The organism is Nonlabens marinus S1-08 (assembly GCF_000831385.1).
GTDB lineage: Bacteria > Bacteroidota > Bacteroidia > Flavobacteriales > Flavobacteriaceae > Nonlabens > Nonlabens marinus.
The window spans coordinates 1,638,158-1,657,803 of the sequence record NZ_AP014548.1; the positions used below are offsets into that span (position 1 = coordinate 1,638,158).

Genomic DNA, 19,646 nt, shown 5'->3' on the forward strand with positions numbered 1-19,646 from the left:
AAAATTTAAGCTTTCTAGATATGATCCAACGTATACAAACCATCTGGTTGATCCTTGCGGCTGCTTGCAGCGGTGGACTCATTTTTTTAGTGAGTTTGTGGATCGATGGTGAGGGCAATGAAGTTGTGGCGATGGAAGAGAATGCGTACTTTGGAGCTTTTGTAGCAAGTGCCATATTATCACTTTTTGCTATATTTTTATTTAAAAATAGACGGACGCAAACGGTCATCAACCGTTTGAATATCATGTTAAATCTTATTCTACTAGGAGTTTTCGTATATCGAGCCCTAACGATGTCTGGAGCGGCGGCGGTTGCTGAGAAAGGCATTGGGATGTTCATTCCTATCCTATCTATCGTTTTACTCGTCCTGGCCAACAGGGCAATAAGAAAGGATGAACAACTCGTAAAATCTGTGGATCGACTACGGTAACAGAATAATCTTAGTACTATTAGTGTGAAAACCTGCAGGGCGCCACCCTGCGGGTTTTTTGTTTAAATATTGTGGGTAGAGTTCGCTTTCGCGAAAGCGAAACTTTCAACGATCCTTCTCTACAATTTCCAAGTTTGAAATTTTCCCATCATTTATCTCAAAACGCAGCATCGTGCGCTTTTTATGAAAACCATGAACTCCAATCGCGCCCGGATTCATATGCAAACAATCATTTTTTTTGTCATTCATCACCTTTAGAATATGGCTATGCCCACAGATAAAAATATCTGGCGGGTTGGCATAAATTTCTCTTCGAATATTAGGATTATAGCGTCCAGGATAGCCACCTATATGAGTGATCCAGATGTCCATCCCCTCGCAATCAAATCGATTGTGTAAGGGGAATTGCAATCTGGCTTTATCGTCATCAATATTGCCAAAAACTGCTCGTAGAGGTTTGAGAGCAGCAATCTTATCGGTCACTTGTAGATTCCCTATGTCACCAGCATGCCATACCTCATCTGCTTGCAGGATGTATTTTTCCATGAATGCATCGTAATGGCTGTGGGTATCTGACAAGAGAAGAATTTTCATTTGCCAAAGATAAGATCGCTTTATTCCTTATTACCAATTATTGATTTGCTTTCGCAAATCTTGATTGCTGATTCCCTGACGACCGACTGATCGACGATCGACGACTGACAAAAGACAACTTAAGTTGTCTACGGTAATTCTCGTGAATTCAAACATGAAAAAAATTCTGTGGTAGAAATAGATATCGCAGTCAAGGAAAATCCTTTGATTTAAAATTGCTGGTCTGTTGCTAACAATAGACATGTCGAACGTCGTTCGTCAGCAAGGTTTGAACGAAGTGAAAACTGAGCCAGTCGTTCGTCAGCAAGATTGGAGCAAAGCGACAATCGAGCCGGTCGTTCGTCAGATTTCCACCTATAGCAGCTACATTTGCACAGATGCAAAGAAAACAGCGTTATTTTATTGAACTCGCCTATGACGGTAGCGCCTATCACGGCTGGCAACGACAGCCGCAATGCGTTACGGTGCAAGAAGTGGTGGAGGAAGGATTGTCTAAAATGTTGCGTTCCAAAGTGTATGTTACTGGAGCTGGTAGAACAGATACGGGTGTTCATGCGACCCAAATGTTTGCCCATTTTGACTGGGAGGGAGAACTAGACCATGAACAGCTGACCTATAGAATGAACCGCTGGATTGCAAAAGACATCAGCATTTTTGAAATACGTCCAGTATCTGAAAAAGCCCACGCACGATTTCATGCTACCCATAGATCTTATGAGTATCGATTTAATTTGCGTCCAGATGCGTTTAAAAATAAATCTACTTATATTCTTTATCGAATTCCTGATATCGAACGCATGCAGCAAGCTGCAAATGTGATGCTGGAGTATACCGATTTCGAATGTTTCTCGAGAACGAACACAGACGTAAAGACTTATCTTTGTGAGCTTAGCGAGGCGCGCTTTGAATTGAAGGGGTATGAACTGATCTTTCACATCACCGCTAATCGATTTCTACGCAATATGGTTCGTGCTATCGTGGGAACTTTACTAGAAATAGGATATGGAAAATTAGAAGTGAAGGACATGCACCGAATCATCACTTCTAAGGATAGAGGTAAGGCAGGTGCTAGCGCACCAGCGCAAGGGCTGTATCTGACTCGAGTGAAATACCCAGAAGAAATTTGGAATAATGAATAACATACTATTTCAAGAAGAACAGAAATTCAATCAGTGGTGGTTATATCTTATAGTCATAGGCACTATTGCGATTATAATAGCATGCGCGATCGCAGCAGTACAATCTATGGAGAGTCAAATAGAGGTAATTGCAGTAGTAGCAAGCTGTATTCTGGGAATTATTTTCATGTCCTCCATTTGGATTATGAAATTGAAAACATCGATTACTGAAGAGAAAATCCACATACACTATTATCCTTTTGTGAAAAGAGAATGGTTCTGGTCCGATCTAAAAACGGCTGAAGTTTTAGACTATGGTTTTGTAGGTGGTTGGGGAATTAGAATCTGGACTGGAATGGGAACTGTTTATAATGTTCGTGGGTCAAAAGGCTTGCATTTTAAGACAGGTGATAAAGAGTATGTCATCGGCACACAAAAAGAAGAAGAATTGCGGTCCAGTATCGCTCATTTGCTCAAATAAATTATGGCATCATCCACGGGTAACGCATTTAATATGTCGCTGTTTAAGCGACTGCTTTCTTATACAAAGCCTTATAAACTTACCTATTATTATGTCGCTTTAAGTGCCATTTTGCTAGCAATAGTTGCGCTAGGAATGCCTTATTTGATAAAGGTAGCGATTGATAATCACATTATACCTCAAGATTTTGAGGGTGTCAATACCATTTTAGGAATGGAGTATGGCGGTTTTACTGGCGTCATAATTTTGATGATGGTAGTGCTTGTCGCAGAAGTCCTTCTACAACTCAGCTTTATCTACTATGCCAACTGGCTAGGTCAACAAGTGATCCGAGACTTGAGAACCAGGTTGTTTGATCATATGCTGGGCTTCAAAATGAAGTATTTTGATCAAAGCGCTGTGGGAAAATTAGTGACGCGGGCGGTTAGTGACATTGAAACTATAGCGAGTATCTTTTCTGAGGGGCTTTTCATGATCATTTCTGACTTGCTCAAAATGATTGTTGTTCTTGGTTTTATGACCTATCAGAGCTGGCAATTAACTCTGATTGCATTGATTGTAATGCCGTTCATTTTATACGCAACTAGAGTATTTCAAAAGGCAATGAAGGTGGCGTTTGAGGAAGTTAGAAGTCAGGTAAGCAATCTCAATTCTTTTGTCCAAGAACGAGTGACTGGAATGAAAATCGTTCAAATTTTCAATCGGGAGAAAGTAGAATACGAGCAATTCAAGGAAATTAATAAAAAACACAGAACCGCCTGGGTAAAAACAGTGTGGTACAACAGTATCTTTTTCCCAATTGCCGAGATGGCTTCCAGCATCACCATAGGTCTTATCGTTTACATAGGTGTGGTAATGAACCTGGGTGTCGAGACAACAGCAGTTGATATAGGAGTCATCGTCATGTTTATTGATTTGTCTCAAAAACTTTTCCGTCCACTGCGTCAGATTGCTGATAAATTCAATACGCTTCAAATGGGAATGGTCGCTGCCAATCGTGTTTTTAAGATATTAGATACAGATGCCATTATCGAGGACAAAGGCACTAAAATCGCTTCTGACCTTAAGGGCGCTATAGAGTTCAAAAACGTGGATTTCGGTTATGTAGAAGATGAATTGGTATTAAAAAATCTAAGCTTTAAAGTGGAGCCAGGCCAGACCGTTGCTATAGTTGGTGCTACAGGTGCAGGTAAATCAACCATCATTAATTTGCTTTCCAGATTTTACGAGATCAATGCAGGAGAGATTATGGTGGATTCCGCTTCCGCGAAAGCGTACCAGCTAGAATCACTTCGCTCACAAATTGCTGTCGTGCTTCAAGACGTATTTCTGTTTGCAGATACCATTTTAAATAACATCACCCTTCAAAATCCAGACATAACCGAAGAGGATGTGATTGCTGCTGCTAAAAAAATTGGGGTTCATGAGTTTATCAATTCATTACCCAATGGCTACCAGTACAACGTAAAAGAGCGAGGTGTGATGTTGAGCTCTGGTCAACGTCAGTTGATTGCTTTTCTTAGAGCATACGTTTCTAATCCAAGTATACTAGTTCTAGACGAAGCTACCAGCTCTGTAGATGCCTACAGCGAGCAATTGATTCAAGATGCGACAGATATCATAACTAAAGACCGTACGTCCATTGTGATCGCTCACCGTCTTGCCACCATCAAAAAAGCCGATAAAATTATCGTCATGGATGCTGGTGAAATAGTCGAAATGGGAACCCATCAAGAATTACTGCAACAAGAAGGTGGGTATTATAAAAACCTATACGAGGTACAGTTCCAGCAGCAAGAAGTGGCTTAGGTTCCAAAATGATTTGCAAAAAAGCCTTTTACATCAAACCCCAATTTATCGGCAATTATCGCGGTTAAGAATGCAAGGAGAACTACAACCAAAAAGAGTAGAATGACCGATGCAATCAAAACAATTATGGAAATCAAACTTCTTAGAATAGTGGTTTGCCAATCCAAACGAAAGCACTGTTTATAGCTGTAAGCATTGTATACAAACATGATAGGAAAACTTGCTAAGCTCCAATAGGTAAATGCCTCTGGAGAAATTAGTAAGAGCAAAATACTAATTGGAATGGTAGCCAGAGTGATGTGGGCATAAGTGTATAGATAGAAAACAATATGCTCTGTATAATTGAAGTAACGCTTTCCCCAAAAAGTAATGCGACCGACAAGTGCTAAAAGAGGTATAGTTAACAAGGTCAATACACTAGTATAGTCCATCATGAAATCGGACATTCTTTTTTGACTTTCAAGGACCTTGGGATCGGCAGAGTTATCACCAGATGCGGATAATTGCTTTCCAAATTCTGCCATATATTCATCAAGAGATCCTGAACTGCGAACAATGAATATGTATATACCAGATGCAAAAATGACCAGCAATAGATAACGTATGGCATCCATGTAATAACCACGCCTTCCATTTATATACCCATTAATAACCTGCCCTGGTTTCGTGAATAGGTCCTTAAAAGTATGGGCAAACTTAGTATCCAATCCCAGATACATATCGCTGAAATCCATGCCTACTTGACGCATGGTGATTCTATTTTGAATCCATTTGGCACCACAACTCGCACAATGCGTGTGACCCGTGTATAACATGTGATCACAGTTTTTACAATGACGCTCCATTAAGCAAGGTGGGATTTGATTTTGTCAGACAAATCATCCATATCATCAAAACTTTCAAACTCACCATTGATGACTAGAGAGACTTGGCCAGTTTCTTCACTGACGATGATGGCAAGTGCATTACTGCGTTCCGTAAGTCCTAGTGCTGCTCTATGGCGCAAGCCAAAACGTTGTGGTATCTTCCTGTTATCAGACACCGGTAAAATAACTCGGGTAGCAGTGATTTTATTTCCTTCAATGATCATGGCTCCATCGTGCAAAGTGCTGTTTTTGTAAAAGATGCTTTGGATGATTGGGGCATTGACGAGAATATCCATAGTGTCACCACTATTCTTTAAGAAATCGAGAGATCCGTCGCGTTTTATGGCGATCAAGGCACCGGTTTTAGTAGCGCTCATGCGCTTGCATGCGGTTACAATCTCGTCTACAATATTGTTGTGATTATCTACATCTGCTTTAAAGATGCGCAGTTGTCGTAAAAACCGCCGTTTAGAGGTGAAGTTGGTAGAGCCTAACATCAATAAAAACCGCCGTATTTCTTGTTGAAATACCACGATCAGAGCAAAAACTCCAGCGCCAGTGAAAGCTCCCAGTGCTCGAGATAGCATTTCCATTTCTAGAAATACGGTAACCTGATAGATCAAATAAATGATCACGATACCTATAAAAATGTTGATCGCCGCCGTTCCTTTGACCAGTCTGTATAGATAAAAGATCAGCGATGCAAAAAGCACGATGTCAATCAGGTCAATAACTCTAAACTCAGGTAGCTCCATCACTCGTAAAAATAGGATTAATTTTCTTGAATCGCTTGGAACAACTGGATCACTTCCACAGCTTCTTTCACATCATGAACTCTCAGGATAGATGCGCCATTTTGTAAGCAAAGCATATGCAAGGCGCTCGTGCCATTGAGGGCTTTAGATGCATTAGTTCCTAGAGTTTTATAGATCATTGATTTACGGGAAACGCCAGCGAGAATAGGTACATCTTGAGATTTCAGCAATTCCATTTGTTTTAATAATTGAAAATTCTGAGCGGTAGTTTTAGCAAACCCAAATCCTGGGTCAATAATGATATCCTTAATGCCCGCAGCTCTAGCCGTGGCAATACGCTCTGCAAAATAAGAGTTCATCTGTATCAGTAAATTATCATAATTGGTTAGAGACTTCATGGTTTGCGGCGTCCCTCGCATGTGCATCATGATGTAAGGCACACTAGCTTTTCCTACAGTTTCTAATATTTTGGAGTCCAGTTTACCGGCGCTGATGTCATTCACGATGTCAATCCCGTGTTGTAATGCTGAGGCTATGACGCTTTCGCGAAAGCTATCACAACTCAACACCACCCCTTCAAAGGATTTTTTGATAAGGTCGATGACTGGAATAACACGCTGGAGTTCTTCTTCTACCGAAATATGCGTACCATCCGGCCGGCTGCTGTAACCACCCACATCAATAAAGGCAGCGCCATCCCTCAACATTTGATCTACCTGCTTTAAAATCGCAGCGTCTGATTTCAGTTTACCACCATCATAAAAAGAATCTGGAGTAGCATTCACAATTCCCATCACGCGAGGTGTAGAGAGATCGATGAGGTTTCCAGAGCAATTAATCGTGGACATAAGTGGTAGATATCGTAATTTGTGACCGAAATTTACGCCAAAATATACAGTTCTCATGTCCACCACCAGCCAGCAATATGACGAAGTGATCGCTACCTGCCGCAACTTGTTCATCAATAAAATGACCGATTATGGTAGTGCCTGGCGCATCTTGAGACTGCCATCGCTTACAGATCAGATCTTTATAAAAGCACAGCGCATACGTGGCCTACAAACTCTAGCCGAATCAAAAGTCGATGAAGGTCAAGAAAGCGAATTCATAGGCATTATCAATTATTCCATCATGGCATTGATCCAATTGGAAAAAGGAATCGTAGAGCAGCCCGACTTGAATGTAGAACAAGCCACAAAATTATACGACCAGCAAGTGGCCATCACAAAACAATTGATGATGGACAAAAATCACGATTATGGTGAAGCCTGGAGAGACATGCGCGTAAGTTCGTTAACTGATTTGATCTTACAAAAATTATTGCGCGTCAAGCAAATTGAGGACAACGCTGGTAAAACTATTGTCTCAGAAGGACTGGATGCGAACTATAAGGATATGATCAATTATGCGGTTTTTGCGATGATTCATCTTTCTTAGATTTCAATTCTAATGTCTATTATTTTGTCATCCTTAATTCGGTTCAGGATCTGCTGGATACGGAAGTGAGAAATTTGTTTGTCTGATATCAATCGGGTGATAAATTTTGCTAATCAAAACCTTCAAAACTCGAATCCTATAGATGCTGAAATGAATTCAGCATGACAAATACTAAATAATGCTAAGCAGTTTTCCACTTAATCCCACAACCCACACTAGGTTTCTGGTTTTTTGAAACTTCCTTATTTCCTTCTAAAGCATCAATCGCCTCGCGTATGGACCTTCCTGTTAGTGGAATACCGTTTTTAGGTCTGGAATCGTCCAGCTGGCCGCGGTAGATCAATTTATCTTCGCTGTCAAATAAGTAAAAGTCTGGAGTGCAGGCGGCATCATAAGCTTTAGCGACTTCTTGAGTGGGATCGTACAGGTAAGGAAATGGATACGCATTTTTAAAAGCTACTTGCTGCATTTGTTGTGGGCCGTCTTGTGGGTAATTTTCCACATCATTGCTAGAAATCGCAACAAAGCCAAAGCCTGTTGCCCGGTAATCGTTCGCCAGTCGTACCAATTCTGGATTGACATGGATCACAAATGGGCAGTGGTTGCAAATAAATATCACTAAAGTTCCTTTCTTTCCTCTTACGTCATCAAAAGTTTTTAATTCTTCAGACACGGTGTCTAGCAAATTGAAGTTGGGAGCTTTAGTTCCTAAAGGCAACATGGTGGATGGGGTAAGGGCCATAATTATTTTAATATTCAAAAATACAAATGCATGAACGCATCACCTCATTCGTCTCGTTTTCTTACTAATAGTAACGCGAGTATGTATTAAAGTTTTGAAAAGCATGCCCTAAACGCTGCTTTCCTTTCTTAATTTTAAATAAAACGACCAATTATGACCGATTTTAAAAACGGATACGATACGTTATCTCAAGCTATAGAAGATTTACAATCCATGGGATATACCATCGATTACGACCTCGTAGAAGATGGATTGGAATCCAAAAATTTGAAAAAGAAATGGAAAGCAGAAGAACTCGAAGTGGTAAAATTCTACCGCTTTGAAGGTGTTTCTGACCCAGCAGACAACACCATACTGTATGTTATTGAAAGCAACGATGGCAATAAAGGCTTACTCGTGGATGCGTATGGTGCAGACGTGTATATCTCACCAAAAATGATTGAAAAACTAAGAATGAATGACCAATAATCTTTCTTGGGAGGAATTTACCAAAGTAGATATGCGCGTCGGCACTATTGTCGACGCGCAGTCATTTCCAGAGGCCAGGCGACCCGCTTATAAATTGACAATCGATTTCGGTAATGAGCTGGGCATCCGTAAAACAAGCGCTCAAATCACAGATCATTACAACCTCGAAGATTTAATAGGCAAGCAAATCATCGCTGTAGTTAACTTTCCTAAAAAACAGATTGCCAATTTCATGAGTGAGTGCCTGGTGCTGGGCTCCGTGGATAGCGAGAAGAGAGTGATCTTATTGCAACCAGATCAACAAGCTGTTAATGGTGATCGAGTAGGTTGATGTTTTCGCTTTCGCGAAAGCGAAAAAATAATAAAGCCGCTTTCAAAACTTTAGAAAGCGGCTTTACTATATCAAAATAGTGCTGTAGGTCGTTTACATCGCCTTCCCGAAGAAGATCGCATTCATCAATAACTTATTAGTTCCATACCAAAAAGCACGGAAGTTGGTGTTGTCAGTAAATCCTATTACTTCACCACGTCCATAGCTGTTGTGCTGAAAAGGCACTGTATTCTTGATCGCTTCCAGATTGATTTTAGAACTGTAACCTGCCATCAATGGCTCGTCAGTATATCGGATTGGATTTTTGTAGGAAGTACTATCTGCCTCAATAAACAAGGTGGAGTTTCTGAACATGGCCAATTGATCATCCTTGTAACCAAAGGCAATGGGGTGGGAACGATCTAACTTGGTTTCAAATATAGATCCGCCAATGACTTGGGCGCCATTGAAATCGCCACGCTGTTCAAAAGTGACATTAGTAGCAGGATTCTTAGTGGATTTGAACGTCATAGGTAACAGTTTCTCGCTAGACATCCAGCGCAAGGCATTCCCATAACCTATTAAAGTACCTCCAGCACGCGTCCAGGTTTTCAAACTTTCCACCACATTTTTATCTGGACTACCGTAAGTGCTAGGTACAATGATAGTATTGTAATTGGATAAATCTGCTCGCGCCATGCGATCTAATTCGATTTTAGTAATCGTAATATCGTACCGCTGATCCATCAAATGCCATATTTCGCCAGCATCATAAGGGTCAATGCCATCGCCTATCACAAGAGCAATTTTAGGATTGTCTAGTGGCACAAAAGAATTAGAACCCAAATCGATTCCTACGGTAGAACCCGTATCGACAGGATCAATTACTACATTAGTTTCTTGTAAGTGTTGGTTCAATCGGTCTCTTAATGCAGTACTAGAAATAGGTTGTCTGGATACCGGTATCATGATGGTTCCATAATCGTAAGACTTACCATTCAACTCGAAAGGTTGCATGGCAACCTTAGCAATGATGTCATCTTTTAAAAGGTCGTTTAGAACCTTAGGAGACATGTATTCATTCCATTCCATCAAGTAAGCGTAATCTGATTGAGCCAAATTACGAGTGTCTGTCCCAGATTTCTGAATTTTCAATTGTTCGCCATCCATTGTGTAGGTAACAGGAGTGCCGCTCACGCTTGAACCTGCATTCATGGAGTAATCTAAATCAAAAGCTAAAGGGAAAGTCCAGGCGCTGATGTCATAGAAAAGACTGTCTGTAAAAGTGGTGGTCTTTTGAAATAAGGCATTGATCAATCGGCTTTTTTTCTGTGCGGTTGGGATCAAATAGGCGTTACCTTTTTTATATTCCTTACCATCTACTTTTACATCTTTGTTGAGTTCCTTAAGCTCAATCTCGTGTCTCAATAATACTTCAGCAAAGGCGTCTGTCTTGCCAGCATCTTTTGAATCACCAAAGATGATTGTAGCATTCTTTGCTTCTTTGGCGGCATTAGCATAAAACTTGGTTTGGTAATCAAGGATTGTCTCTCTCATCCCATTTGCTGCTGCGAGAGTGCTGAGTGCTGCTGTAAACTGGTTGCGGATAGTAAACGGAAAAGTCAATACTCCATTTACGGATTCCTGAGCATGACCTCGAGAGCTTGCTTGTTCAAAAAGTATCCCGATACCTCCATTCACATCAGGAAACGTAGAGCCTTTCCCATAATAGAAATCGTCAAAACTTTCTTCCGTATAATAAAACGAACCGATTTTATCAAAGGCTGCCGCATGGTATTTCCCGATTTCCTTGGTCAAATCCTGATTCATTTGTGGTGTTAAAGGGTTGGTTCTGGAAGGAATTCCAGGTTGGAAAAAGAAGCTGGAATTGGTTCCCATCTCGTGGTGATCTGTCAAAATATTAGGCATCCACTTGTTGAAACTAGCTATACGGGCTCTAGATTCCGGAAGTTGTACCGGTAACCAGTCGCGATTCATGTCAAACCAATAGTGGTTTGTACGACCACCAGGCCATACTTCATCATACTCACGATCATTTCCATCAATCGTCACGTTCTCACTTTTATGCTGGTTTACCCAACCTGCAAAACGTTGCAAACCGTCAGGGTTGAAACTAGGATCTAACAAGATCACTGTGTTTTTTAATTGTTCTTCCACTTGTGGGCCTTGTGCAGCGGCTAAATAGTAGGCGTACAACAAGGCAGCGTTGGAGCCACTTGGCTCATTCCCGTGAATGGAAAATCCTTGATAGATTACGATGGGAGCATCAGCACTAGAACCAATACCATCGATGCGATCTTGATGTGCTTTGCGTATGCTTTCTAGATTGTTTTGATTGCTAGAAGATGTTATGGTAAGCAACAACAAGGGGCGATCCTCATAGGTTTTTCCACGATTTTCTATGGTGATGCGATCGCTAGCACCTGCTAGAGCCATCATGTATTGGGCAAGTTTGTCGTGGGTGACGTGCCATTTTCCCGGTACGTATCCTATGATTTCTTCAGGGGTTGGGATATCTGGATTGTAAGTTACATCACTGGGCAAGTAGTAATCCATTTGTGGATCTATGGTTACTTGTGCGGTCATCGCTTTCGCGAAAGCGAAAAAAACAAATAGTAATAGGTAGCAATTCTTCATGTGAGGAGGTTTGGGTATTGAAAAGCAAAAAGCCTTTCACTGGGAAAGGCTTTTTGTAATTATAGTATGTTTCTAAATATCGTCGAAATCCACGTTAGTAAAACTTGCTGGATGATTAGGCTCTGTAGCATTATCTGCTGCGTCTACAGCTGGCTCGTCTTTCTTAAAGTCGGACTGGTGACGCTCTGAAATAACTTCATCTCCTTTTTTATCGATGATGTAATCGGTTACTTCTTTAAGGGTCTCGCCAAATTCTGCAAAGTCTTCTTTGTATAAGTAGATTTTGTGTTTTTTGAAGTGGAAGCTACCGTCATCATTAGTAAACTTTTTACTTTCTGTAATTGTAAGGTAGTAGTCGTCTGCCTTTGTGGAACGTACGTCAAAAAAATAAGTGCGTCTTCCTGCTCGAACTACTTTGGAATAAATCTCTTCCTGCTCTTGATAATCTCTATCGCTCATGATTTGTTATTGGGTTAGTAAGCACTCAAAAATAGGAAAAAACTATAAAAGCACCCCTTATATTCTTTCTTACTGTTCTAGCATTTGGTTTGCATACAGATCTGCATAGTAACCACCTGCTTCTAACAAGGAGTGGTGATTTCCACTTTCAATGATTTTACCATCGTCTAGAACAATGATTTGATCTGCATTTTTAGCTGAACTAACTCTATGACTAACAATTATTGTGGTAGTGTCCTGAGTTACTTTTTTAAGGTTGTTCAATATTTGCTCCTCTGTTTCTGTATCCACAGCGCTCAAGCAATCGTCGAATAGCAAAATGTTAGGCGTTTTGATAATAGCCCTTGCTATGGACATTCGTTGCTTTTGCCCACCGCTCAATGTGATCCCACGTTCTCCTAACACTGTCTGATAGCCTAGTGTAAAATTCTTGATGTTCTTGTGAACTACTGCATTTTTAGCTGCTGCTTCAATTTCCTCTTCACTTGCATCTTTTTTTCCAAAAGCAATATTGTTCCCTATCGTATCAGAGAATAAAAAGGCATCTTGAGGAACATAACCTATAGCTTTACGCAAATCATCCAAATTTAAATCCCGTATAGGAGTCCCATCTATTTCAATCACACCGTTAGTTACATCGTAAAGCCTACCAATCAACTCTAGAATAGTAGATTTACCACTACCTGTTTTTCCAAGGATAGCTAGCGTTTGTCCAGCTTTTATTTTAAAAGATAAATCTTTAAGAGCGTGAATGTCTGTGTCATCATAAACTAGGTTGACATTTTTAAACTCGATACTCCCAGCAACCGGAGTCGTTTCTTCTACAAGATTTTGAATTTGAGGCTCAATGTCTAAGAATTGATTGATTCTCTTTTGGGAAGCCTCTGCTTGCTGGATCATGTTAGTTACCCATCCTACAATAGCAACGGGCCAGGTCAACATATTTACATAAATCAAAAACTCTGGGATTGTTCCTACTTCAATTTCTCCAGCGATCACCTGACGACCACCTATGTAAATCACTAAAATGTTACTCAAGCCTATTAACAATACCATCAATGGAAAAAACAATGCTTGCACTCGCGCTAGATCAATGTTTTTGTTTTTACTATCGTTAGCCACCTGCTCAAATTGGGCATTCATTTGTGGCGCTAGATTGTATGCCTTAATAACGGAAATGCCGCTGAAAGCTTCTTGTGAAATGGTGTTGAGGTTGGATAGATATTGTTGCACCAGTGTAGAACGCTTGTGTATTTCTCTACTCACCACATAAATCGCAACAGATAAAAAAGGAAGAGGTACCAGCGTGTAAAAGGCTAGGGTTGGAGCAGTATTGATCATCGCCGGTACAATAACGGCAAATAAAGTAATCATGTTAATGCCGTACATGATGGCTGGCCCCATGTACATACGAACCTTGGACACATCTTCACTTATGCGATTCATAAGATCCCCAGTCCTATTTTGTTTATAGAAACTAAGCGAGAGACGTTGGTATTGTTGATAAATGATGTTTTTGAGATCGTATTCCAAATGACGAGATACAACAATAATCAATTGCCTCATGATAAAGGTCAATCCGGCTGCCAGCAAAGTAGATCCAATTATTATCGCTATGTATAAAAGCAAATCAGACTCTACCGCATCAAGGTCAGTTCGCTCGCCCTGGCCATAAGCGTTTAGCAGATTAATGATTTTACCCACATACTTAGGGAGTAAAAGAGAAAGTATGCGAGAAGCAATAGTGACGATGACACCTCCTATAATTTGCCATTTATACCTGGCAAACAGCTTATTGAGCTTTTTTAATTCTTTCATAGATATTGAGGGAACACTGATATTAAAGTTGTCTATAGGTTTTCTATTGAGTCATTGTCATTAACCTAAATCATGCTACTTTTGCACGTTTTTTAAGCCTAAAAAAGGCTGTAATTATTTTCACATGTCTAAAGATTATACGACTCTAGAACAAATCATCAATCAGGATCCGGTTTTCGGACAACTGTCATTCAACGACCATGAACAGGTCGTTTTTTGCAACGACAAAGATACAGGATTGAAGGCCATTATCGGTATCCATAATACGGTATTGGGACCTGCATTGGGTGGAACCCGTATGTGGAATTATGGCAACGAGTGGTCAGCACTAAACGATGCCTTGCGTTTATCAAGAGGAATGACCTACAAAAGTGCTATCACTGGATTGAACCTAGGTGGAGGAAAAGCGGTAATAATAGGCGATGCCAAGACCCAAAAAACTCCGGAAATGATGCGCAAATTCGGTGAATTTGTGCACAGCTTAAGTGGTAAATACATCACTGCAGAGGATGTAGGAATGACTACTGAAGATATGGATACTGTGCGCGAGATAACTCCTTATGTCACTGGAATATCTGAGAGTAAAGGTGGTGCAGGAAATCCATCCCCTATTACAGCTTACGGTGTTTTTAATGGCATGAAGGCCGCTGCTAAATATAAGTTTGGTAGCGATGTGCTGGAGGATAAAGTCATTTTTGTAGAAGGAATAGGGAATGTAGGAGAAGCTTTGGTAGAGTACCTTACTCAAGAAGGAGCAAAAGTCACAATTGCCGATATCAATCGAGAGCGATTAGAAGAAGTACGTGACAAGTACGGTGCTACCATTTATGAAGGTGCTGATCTTCATGCAGAGCCTATGGATATCTATGCGCCGTGTGCGCTGGGTGCTACCATCAATGACAACACCATTACAAAATTACAGGCCAGCATCATCGCTGGTGCAGCTAATAATCAATTGGCAGACGAGAACAAACACGGCATGTTGTTGCAACAGCGCGGTATCGTTTACGCTCCAGATTTCTTGATTAATGCGGGTGGAATTATCAATGTGTATGCCGAGTTGGAAGGTTATGACCGTGCAGAGATCATGCGCAAAACTGAAAATATTTACACTACTACGATCGAGATATTAAATAAAGCAGAGCAAAACAGGATTACAACGCATTCCGCAGCCTTGCAGATCGCTCAGGCGAGAATCGATGCAAGACGTGCAGAACAGCAAGGTTAATCCGCATTTATAAAGTATTTTTGCCGTCCCATAATTCTAGTGTGGTGTTGTGGGACTTATAATAATTACGCTTTCGCGAAAGCTGACTCAACAACAGCCCGCGTTGCACCTAGAAAAATCGTTCTTATGCTTACCCGTCGACATTTGCGCATCAAGGTCATGCAAGCCGTTTTTGCTTTTCAAAAGCAACGACCTGATGAACTCAAGGATCTGGAGAAATTCCTCAATACGAGCATGACGCAAACTTTTGTACTATTTCTTTATATGGTGCAACTGTTGATTGAGATTCACAAACTAGCAGAACAGCGCCACAAACTAGCAACAGAGCGCTTTACAGGATCTGATGCGGTTAAAAACCCCAGTCGCGCGCTTATTGAGAACAAAGTATTGGTAGAACTTTCTAAAAGTCCAGCTATTAAGGAAGCCTTGAGGAAACGCAAGTTGGACCCTTGGCATTTAGATAGCGCTTATGTAGAGCGACTTTATGAAAAAATCATCATGAGCAAAGAATTTGTGGTGTATGCTAGCCAGGAAAATGAGTCTATTAAAAAGGATCAATCCTTTATCAACACGATCTTTTCAGAGATCATTGCGCCTAGCGATGAGTTGATGGATTACCTAGAAGATGCTAATATTACTTGGACAGATGATTACCCACTTGTAAATACGGAAATGATCAAGTTCATACGTAAAGTAAAAGTGGATAAAGAGATCAAGTTGCCTGAACTGGTAAAAGATCCAGATGATATCAAATTTGCCATGGATCTTTTTAGAAGAACCGTGCTCAACATGGATGAGCTATGGGCGAGAGTGGACGGTAAAACACCTAACTGGGATAGTGAGCGTATCGCTCAAATCGACAGTGTATTAATCATGATGGCACAATGCGAATTTTTGTATTTCCCTAGCATTCCAGTAAAAGCATCATTAAACGAGTATTTGGAAATCTCTAAAGACTACAGCTCTCCTAAGAGCAGCGTTTTCATTAACGGTATACTGGATAATTTACTCAAGCAATTCCAGCAAGAAGATATGATCAATAAAATCGGACGTGGTACGTTATAGATAAAGGATTTACATTGCCAACAAAGTGCTTTTTATTACCTTTGAGGCGCTTAAAAATTTAAGAAAATGAAAAAAATTGTTTTAATTTTTGCAGCAGTAGCTGCGATGTCACTAACAAGTTGTAACGAGAATGCTTCTGCTAAAATTGACGAGGCAAACTTAACTGCTGCGGCTAATCGTGAGTCTGTAAAGGCTGATTTCCCAGTAATGACTTTTAACGAGCCAGAATATGATTTTGGAACGGTCACTGAAGGTACTGTAGTAGAGAAGGAATACACATTCAAAAACACAGGAAACTCTCCTTTGATCATCGTAAACGCAAAAGGTAGCTGTGGTTGTACGGTTCCTACATGGACTAAAGAGCCAGTGGCACCAGGAGAAGAAGGAACTATGCTAGTAAAATTCAATACTAGTGGTAAGCCAGATGCTCAAAGCAAAACGGTGACTATCAAAACCAATACGGAAGCTGGTCAAGAAATGATCGTCATTAAGGGTTATGTATCTCCTAAAGGTGGAGCTACTCCTAACGCCTAATTTGTCATTATGGATATGAATCAGATTATAGGGTTTGCACCTTATATACTTATCGTGATTGTTTTTTATTTCTTGATCATTAGGCCACAGTCTAAAAGAAGAAAAGAAGAAAAACAATTTGCAGAGTCATTGAAAGTAGGAGACCGTGTGATTATGTCTAGCGGTATTCACGGCAAAGTGAATCAAATCAATGCCGATAAAGGAACGGTGATGGTTGAAACAGGAGCTGGTAAAATGCTCTTTGAGCGATCTGCAGTTTCAGTAGAGCTCACTAAGAAATTAAATACTCCAGACGAGAAAAAGTAATCGTCTAAAATTTACCAGAAAGCCCTTGAGAAATCAAGGGCTTTTTTATTTGGCAAATTCTGTCAACTCAGTTCGAATAGGAAGCGCACATGCCGTTGATAGACTTCCAATCCTCACCTTCGGCAGTTTTTTTCAAAATTGCGTTGCGATGCTCTAATAATTGACTCATATATTTTTTGAGAAAAAGCGAGTCGGCTATTTTCCCTATAATCCCCAATGGCGAGTCGTAATCAAAAACATCTTTCATAATCATTGTACCATTGCTGGAGGAGATAAAATGATGTTCATGTCTAAATCTTTTAAATGCTCCAGACACCATCTCGTCTGCAAAAAAGTGATGTGGTTGAACCTCTGTAATCAGACTGGTCAATTGTTGCTTGATACCAAAATGCGTCGCTTGCCAAGTAACCGTTTCACCTTCCTCCACCAGCCCGGTAATTCTACCTGCGATGGCTTTTTCATAAGTGTGTTTTAGCGAATTTTGATGAAGATCTATACTTCGAGCCAGATCAAAAACTAATTCAATTGGTGCTTCAACATGAGTTTCTAGAACGATCTTTGGCATTTGCTTTTTTATAAAGATACTAGGAACGGTAGTTATGAGAATCTAGAAGTCATGGTATTCTTGAGAGAAATGAATGAAGCAGTATATCCTAACTATCCAGACACACAAACCATAGTAGAGGAGAGTACCAGCTTTCCCAAGGTTAGCAAATTTACCTCCATGACCTATACGTTTACAGATAATTTCATGTTGCCCTTATCGCATGATGAGGTGGTTTATGGAAAAAGTTCCATTATAGGTAGAATGCCAGGCGATTCTTGGCAAAAGTTTGCCAACCTGCGATTTTTATATACTTCTATGTTTACGCATCTGGGTGGTAATTTGCTGATGATGGGATCAGAATTTGGCCAGCATGAAGAGTGGAAATCAATGGCAGCCTAGACTGGCACCTGACAGAGCTTGCTGATCATAAGGGAATCATAGCCACCATTACTGACTTGAATAAGTTGAACAAGAAGAGTCTGCACTACATGAGTTGCAATTTGCTGTGGCAGGTTTTGAATGGATCTCTCATGAAGATGCAGCGAATAGCGTGATCAGTTATTTGCGTAAAGGAAAAAGATTCTAAAGTAGTCGTCGTTTGCAACATGACACGAGTACCGCGAGAAAACTACAGCATAGGATTGCCAGAAGCAGGCAATTACAAATTGCTTTTCAAAAGCAATACCACTGAATATGGCGCTAGTGATTTTAAGGTGAAAAAATCATTTTCTGCTCAAAAAGAAAATTGGCAATACCACAATCAATGCGTGGAATTGGATTTGCCGCCTTTGGAGGGGGAATCACATTTAATTAGTAAATTTAAAACTCATGAAATTTTTGCTATTCATAACCATATTACTTTTTGCGTCAACTGCTTCGGCTCAAATGAGTTCATCAGAACTTTTAGAGGAGGTACTTAATCAACTGGAGATTAAGGTAGAAAATGTAGAGATGCGATTTCTGTCTGAAATGGTTATTTCTGACTCGGAAGCTATTCTTGTTTTTCCGGAAATAGCAGAACAAGGAGAGCAATATGCTATTTACCATTCGCATGTACTCATTGTTGATAGAAACGATGGATCTATAAAATCAAGGTTTTCAAGAAAAGAGGAATGGTTTAGTGATGCTATAGGTATTGAAGCTATAGAAATTTTGTTTGAACCCTATCAAATATCAAACGAATACAAGGTTTTTGGAATTCTAATTGACTATTATGTCCAAAGTAGAGCAAATCCATATTCTTCTAAAAACCTAAGTTTATTTATAATTAAAGAAGATACGCTGGAGCGAGTTTTGAACGATTATATAATTTATCAGTACAGAGGAGAAACAAATGGAACGGGAGATGGAGAGTTCGAAGAGATCATTGGAGCGATTGAAACTATTAAGTCTAACCAAACTCTCGATAATCTACAGATTATTAAAACTATGCGAAAAATAGAATTTGTGGATGGAGTGGAAGAGGTTACTGAAACATCGGAAAGCACAGAGGTATTGACATTTAAAAATGGTCAGTACGTTCAATCCAACTAACTAGCAGAGACTTGAAATCAATTTTAATTGCCACGTAAAATTTAGATAAAATCTGGAATGGTAATTTTCACATCGATCTTGCTATAAACTTCAATCAAGTTAAACTTCCCACAAGCTTGCTACTTAGGCTGTATAGATCCTTTATCTTAATAAAAAAGATAAAGACATGAAAAACTTAGGATTATTAGCCACATTACATGCCAAACCAGAACAGGCAGAAACTGTAAAAAACTTTATTAAAGGAGCCGTTGATCTTGCTAAAAAGGAGGAGAAGACTTTGACATGGTACAGTTTTCAGATTGACACGACCACTTTTGGAATCTTTGATTCGTTTGAAGATGAATCTGGCAGAGAGGCACACTTGAACGGAGAGATCGCCAAAGCCTTAATGGGGAAAGCAGATGAACTTTTGACTCAAGCTCCAGATATTAAGAAGATCGACATACTTTCTGCAAAGTAGAAAAGCACAAGTAACGATCAAAATTTA

The 19,646-nt window shown here is 40.1% G+C and carries 25 protein-coding genes; 16 read left to right on the forward strand and 9 right to left on the reverse strand.

All coding sequences use genetic code 11. The annotated features are described in order from the left end of the window. Nucleotides 1–20 precede the first annotated feature (20 nt). A complete protein-coding gene (locus NMS_RS07450) occupies nucleotides 21–431 on the forward strand; it encodes a DUF4293 domain-containing protein (protein WP_041496139.1) in 411 nt (136 codons plus the stop codon). 105 nt (nucleotides 432–536) lie between these two features. Here the strand turns inward: NMS_RS07450 and NMS_RS07455 are convergent, their stop codons facing one another. Beyond that, complete coding sequence (locus NMS_RS07455) at nucleotides 537–1,025, reverse strand: metallophosphoesterase family protein (RefSeq protein ID WP_041496140.1); 489 nt, start codon at nucleotides 1,023–1,025, stop codon at nucleotides 537–539. Nucleotides 1,026–1,266: 241 nt separating this feature from the next. On the opposite strand from NMS_RS07455, the gene NMS_RS13900 reads away from it, so the two are divergent. The 4 genes from NMS_RS13900 to NMS_RS07470 are packed head-to-tail and all read left to right on the forward strand — an operon-like array spanning nucleotide 1,267 to nucleotide 4,433. Next, entirely contained in the window at nucleotides 1,267–1,431 is a 165-nt protein-coding gene (locus NMS_RS13900; protein ID WP_158448970.1) for a hypothetical protein, read from the forward strand. Beyond that, nucleotides 1,403–2,164, forward strand: a complete 762-nt coding sequence (gene truA, locus NMS_RS07460; RefSeq protein WP_041496141.1) for a tRNA pseudouridine(38-40) synthase TruA — start codon at nucleotides 1,403–1,405, stop codon at nucleotides 2,162–2,164. Before NMS_RS13900 ends, truA begins: the two co-directional genes overlap by 29 nt. After that, nucleotides 2,157–2,624: a hypothetical protein gene (locus NMS_RS07465; protein WP_041496142.1), complete on the forward strand. Its 468-nt coding sequence runs from the start codon at nucleotides 2,157–2,159 to the stop codon at nucleotides 2,622–2,624. The genes truA and NMS_RS07465 overlap by 8 nt, the downstream gene beginning before the upstream one ends. 3 nt (nucleotides 2,625–2,627) lie before the next feature. Further along, nucleotides 2,628–4,433, forward strand: coding sequence for an ABC transporter ATP-binding protein (locus tag NMS_RS07470; RefSeq protein ID WP_041496143.1), 1,806 nt, complete (start codon nucleotides 2,628–2,630; stop codon nucleotides 4,431–4,433). Here the strand turns inward: NMS_RS07470 and NMS_RS07475 are convergent. The 3 genes from NMS_RS07475 to folP are packed head-to-tail and all read right to left on the reverse strand — an operon-like array spanning nucleotide 4,430 to nucleotide 6,902. Beyond that, the gene (locus NMS_RS07475) at nucleotides 4,430–5,248 is read right to left on the reverse strand and encodes a DUF3667 domain-containing protein (protein WP_231862372.1); all 819 of its coding nucleotides are present in this window, start codon (nucleotides 5,246–5,248) and stop codon (nucleotides 4,430–4,432) included. The two genes, NMS_RS07470 and NMS_RS07475, sit on opposite strands and share 4 nt — an antisense overlap. A 29-nt stretch (nucleotides 5,249–5,277) precedes the next feature. Further along, entirely contained in the window at nucleotides 5,278–6,054 is a 777-nt protein-coding gene (gene cdaA / locus NMS_RS07480; RefSeq protein ID WP_041496145.1) for a diadenylate cyclase CdaA, read from the reverse strand. Nucleotides 6,055–6,071: 17 nt separating this feature from the next. Beyond that, the gene (gene folP, locus NMS_RS07485) at nucleotides 6,072–6,902 is read right to left on the reverse strand and encodes a dihydropteroate synthase (RefSeq protein ID WP_041497568.1); all 831 of its coding nucleotides are present in this window, start codon (nucleotides 6,900–6,902) and stop codon (nucleotides 6,072–6,074) included. A 55-nt stretch (nucleotides 6,903–6,957) separates the two neighbouring features. Between folP and NMS_RS07490 the strand changes: the two genes are divergently transcribed. Beyond that, the gene (locus NMS_RS07490) at nucleotides 6,958–7,491 is read left to right on the forward strand and encodes a DUF1599 domain-containing protein (RefSeq protein WP_041496146.1); all 534 of its coding nucleotides are present in this window, start codon (nucleotides 6,958–6,960) and stop codon (nucleotides 7,489–7,491) included. Nucleotides 7,492–7,672: 181 nt separating this feature from the next. Here the strand turns inward: NMS_RS07490 and NMS_RS07495 are convergent, their stop codons facing one another. After that, nucleotides 7,673–8,233 (reverse strand): thioredoxin family protein, encoded by a 561-nt coding sequence (locus NMS_RS07495; RefSeq protein ID WP_041496147.1) that lies wholly within the window; start codon nucleotides 8,231–8,233, stop codon nucleotides 7,673–7,675. A 153-nt stretch (nucleotides 8,234–8,386) separates the two neighbouring features. Here NMS_RS07495 and NMS_RS07500 point away from each other — a divergent pair, with 153 nt between their 5' ends. Next, the gene (locus NMS_RS07500) at nucleotides 8,387–8,701 is read left to right on the forward strand and encodes a hypothetical protein (RefSeq protein ID WP_041496148.1); all 315 of its coding nucleotides are present in this window, start codon (nucleotides 8,387–8,389) and stop codon (nucleotides 8,699–8,701) included. Next, nucleotides 8,691–9,032: a tRNA-binding protein gene (locus NMS_RS07505; RefSeq protein WP_041496149.1), complete on the forward strand. Its 342-nt coding sequence runs from the start codon at nucleotides 8,691–8,693 to the stop codon at nucleotides 9,030–9,032. Before NMS_RS07500 ends, NMS_RS07505 begins: the two co-directional genes overlap by 11 nt. 93 nt (nucleotides 9,033–9,125) lie before the next feature. On the opposite strand, the gene NMS_RS07510 is transcribed toward NMS_RS07505, so the two are convergent. The 3 genes from NMS_RS07510 to NMS_RS07520 all read right to left on the reverse strand — a co-directional run bounded on the left by NMS_RS07510 (nucleotide 9,126) and on the right by NMS_RS07520 (nucleotide 13,946). Further along, entirely contained in the window at nucleotides 9,126–11,669 is a 2,544-nt protein-coding gene (locus NMS_RS07510) for a M14 family metallopeptidase (RefSeq protein WP_041496150.1), read from the reverse strand. A 72-nt stretch (nucleotides 11,670–11,741) separates the two neighbouring features. Further along, nucleotides 11,742–12,128, reverse strand: coding sequence for a PUR family DNA/RNA-binding protein (locus NMS_RS07515; protein ID WP_041496151.1), 387 nt, complete (start codon nucleotides 12,126–12,128; stop codon nucleotides 11,742–11,744). Between the two features lie 69 nt (nucleotides 12,129–12,197). Further along, entirely contained in the window at nucleotides 12,198–13,946 is a 1,749-nt protein-coding gene (locus tag NMS_RS07520; protein WP_041496152.1) for an ABC transporter ATP-binding protein, read from the reverse strand. A gap of 124 nt (nucleotides 13,947–14,070) precedes the next feature. On the opposite strand from NMS_RS07520, the gene NMS_RS07525 reads away from it, so the two are divergent. The 4 genes from NMS_RS07525 (at nucleotide 14,071) to yajC (ending at nucleotide 17,079) form a co-directional block, all read left to right on the forward strand. Then, nucleotides 14,071–15,174, forward strand: a complete 1,104-nt coding sequence (locus NMS_RS07525; protein ID WP_041496153.1) for a Glu/Leu/Phe/Val family dehydrogenase — start codon at nucleotides 14,071–14,073, stop codon at nucleotides 15,172–15,174. A gap of 126 nt (nucleotides 15,175–15,300) precedes the next feature. Beyond that, complete coding sequence (locus NMS_RS07530) at nucleotides 15,301–16,239, forward strand: transcription antitermination protein NusB (protein WP_041496154.1); 939 nt, start codon at nucleotides 15,301–15,303, stop codon at nucleotides 16,237–16,239. A gap of 66 nt (nucleotides 16,240–16,305) precedes the next feature. Next, nucleotides 16,306–16,773 carry a DUF1573 domain-containing protein gene (locus tag NMS_RS07535; protein ID WP_041496155.1) on the forward strand — a complete coding sequence of 156 codons (468 nt, stop codon included), beginning with the start codon at nucleotides 16,306–16,308 and terminating at the stop codon, nucleotides 16,771–16,773. Between the two features lie 9 nt (nucleotides 16,774–16,782). Beyond that, nucleotides 16,783–17,079, forward strand: coding sequence for a preprotein translocase subunit YajC (gene yajC / locus NMS_RS07540; protein WP_084217644.1), 297 nt, complete (start codon nucleotides 16,783–16,785; stop codon nucleotides 17,077–17,079). 67 nt (nucleotides 17,080–17,146) lie between these two features. On the opposite strand, the gene NMS_RS07545 is transcribed toward yajC, so the two are convergent. Continuing rightward, complete coding sequence (locus NMS_RS07545) at nucleotides 17,147–17,644, reverse strand: SRPBCC family protein (RefSeq protein WP_041496156.1); 498 nt, start codon at nucleotides 17,642–17,644, stop codon at nucleotides 17,147–17,149. On the opposite strand from NMS_RS07545, the gene NMS_RS14080 reads away from it, so the two are divergent. The 4 genes from NMS_RS14080 to NMS_RS07560 all read left to right on the forward strand — a co-directional run bounded on the left by NMS_RS14080 (nucleotide 17,645) and on the right by NMS_RS07560 (nucleotide 19,619). Further along, nucleotides 17,645–18,025, forward strand: coding sequence for a hypothetical protein (locus tag NMS_RS14080; RefSeq protein ID WP_052476822.1), 381 nt, complete (start codon nucleotides 17,645–17,647; stop codon nucleotides 18,023–18,025). It begins immediately after the preceding gene. A 206-nt stretch (nucleotides 18,026–18,231) separates the two neighbouring features. Beyond that, nucleotides 18,232–18,546, forward strand: coding sequence for an alpha amylase C-terminal domain-containing protein (locus NMS_RS14085; RefSeq protein WP_052476823.1), 315 nt, complete (start codon nucleotides 18,232–18,234; stop codon nucleotides 18,544–18,546). Continuing rightward, nucleotides 18,455–19,159 carry a PA3715 family protein gene (locus NMS_RS07555; RefSeq protein WP_084217646.1) on the forward strand — a complete coding sequence of 235 codons (705 nt, stop codon included), beginning with the start codon at nucleotides 18,455–18,457 and terminating at the stop codon, nucleotides 19,157–19,159. Before NMS_RS14085 ends, NMS_RS07555 begins: the two co-directional genes overlap by 92 nt. Nucleotides 19,160–19,325: 166 nt before the next feature. Next, a complete protein-coding gene (locus NMS_RS07560) occupies nucleotides 19,326–19,619 on the forward strand; it encodes a putative quinol monooxygenase (protein WP_041496158.1) in 294 nt (97 codons plus the stop codon). Nucleotides 19,620–19,646: the final 27 nt, after the last annotated feature.

Coding starts and splice junctions, on each gene's coding strand:
- truA (WP_041496141.1), top strand. CDS start 1,403: ATGCAAAGAAAACAGCGTTATTTTATTGAACTCGCCTATGACGGTAGC.
- NMS_RS07455 (WP_041496140.1), bottom strand. CDS start 1,025: ATGAAAATTCTTCTCTTGTCAGATACCCACAGCCATTACGATGCATTC.
- NMS_RS07510 (WP_041496150.1), bottom strand. CDS start 11,669: ATGAAGAATTGCTACCTATTACTATTTGTTTTTTTCGCTTTCGCGAAA.
- NMS_RS07465 (WP_041496142.1), top strand. CDS start 2,157: ATGAATAACATACTATTTCAAGAAGAACAGAAATTCAATCAGTGGTGG.
- NMS_RS14085 (WP_052476823.1), top strand. CDS start 18,232: ATGACACGAGTACCGCGAGAAAACTACAGCATAGGATTGCCAGAAGCA.
- NMS_RS07535 (WP_041496155.1), top strand. CDS start 16,306: ATGAAAAAAATTGTTTTAATTTTTGCAGCAGTAGCTGCGATGTCACTA.
- NMS_RS07505 (WP_041496149.1), top strand. CDS start 8,691: ATGACCAATAATCTTTCTTGGGAGGAATTTACCAAAGTAGATATGCGC.
- NMS_RS07450 (WP_041496139.1), top strand. CDS start 21: ATGATCCAACGTATACAAACCATCTGGTTGATCCTTGCGGCTGCTTGC.
- NMS_RS07545 (WP_041496156.1), bottom strand. CDS start 17,644: ATGCCAAAGATCGTTCTAGAAACTCATGTTGAAGCACCAATTGAATTA.
- cdaA (WP_041496145.1), bottom strand. CDS start 6,054: ATGGAGCTACCTGAGTTTAGAGTTATTGACCTGATTGACATCGTGCTT.
- NMS_RS07530 (WP_041496154.1), top strand. CDS start 15,301: ATGCTTACCCGTCGACATTTGCGCATCAAGGTCATGCAAGCCGTTTTT.
- NMS_RS13900 (WP_158448970.1), top strand. CDS start 1,267: ATGTCGAACGTCGTTCGTCAGCAAGGTTTGAACGAAGTGAAAACTGAG.
- NMS_RS07495 (WP_041496147.1), bottom strand. CDS start 8,233: ATGGCCCTTACCCCATCCACCATGTTGCCTTTAGGAACTAAAGCTCCC.
- NMS_RS07560 (WP_041496158.1), top strand. CDS start 19,326: ATGAAAAACTTAGGATTATTAGCCACATTACATGCCAAACCAGAACAG.
- NMS_RS07555 (WP_084217646.1), top strand. CDS start 18,455: ATGAAATTTTTGCTATTCATAACCATATTACTTTTTGCGTCAACTGCT.
- NMS_RS07490 (WP_041496146.1), top strand. CDS start 6,958: ATGTCCACCACCAGCCAGCAATATGACGAAGTGATCGCTACCTGCCGC.
- yajC (WP_084217644.1), top strand. CDS start 16,783: ATGGATATGAATCAGATTATAGGGTTTGCACCTTATATACTTATCGTG.
- NMS_RS07475 (WP_231862372.1), bottom strand. CDS start 5,248: ATGTTATACACGGGTCACACGCATTGTGCGAGTTGTGGTGCCAAATGG.
- NMS_RS07525 (WP_041496153.1), top strand. CDS start 14,071: ATGTCTAAAGATTATACGACTCTAGAACAAATCATCAATCAGGATCCG.
- NMS_RS07500 (WP_041496148.1), top strand. CDS start 8,387: ATGACCGATTTTAAAAACGGATACGATACGTTATCTCAAGCTATAGAA.
- folP (WP_041497568.1), bottom strand. CDS start 6,902: ATGTCCACGATTAATTGCTCTGGAAACCTCATCGATCTCTCTACACCT.
- NMS_RS07470 (WP_041496143.1), top strand. CDS start 2,628: ATGGCATCATCCACGGGTAACGCATTTAATATGTCGCTGTTTAAGCGA.
- NMS_RS07520 (WP_041496152.1), bottom strand. CDS start 13,946: ATGAAAGAATTAAAAAAGCTCAATAAGCTGTTTGCCAGGTATAAATGG.
- NMS_RS07515 (WP_041496151.1), bottom strand. CDS start 12,128: ATGAGCGATAGAGATTATCAAGAGCAGGAAGAGATTTATTCCAAAGTA.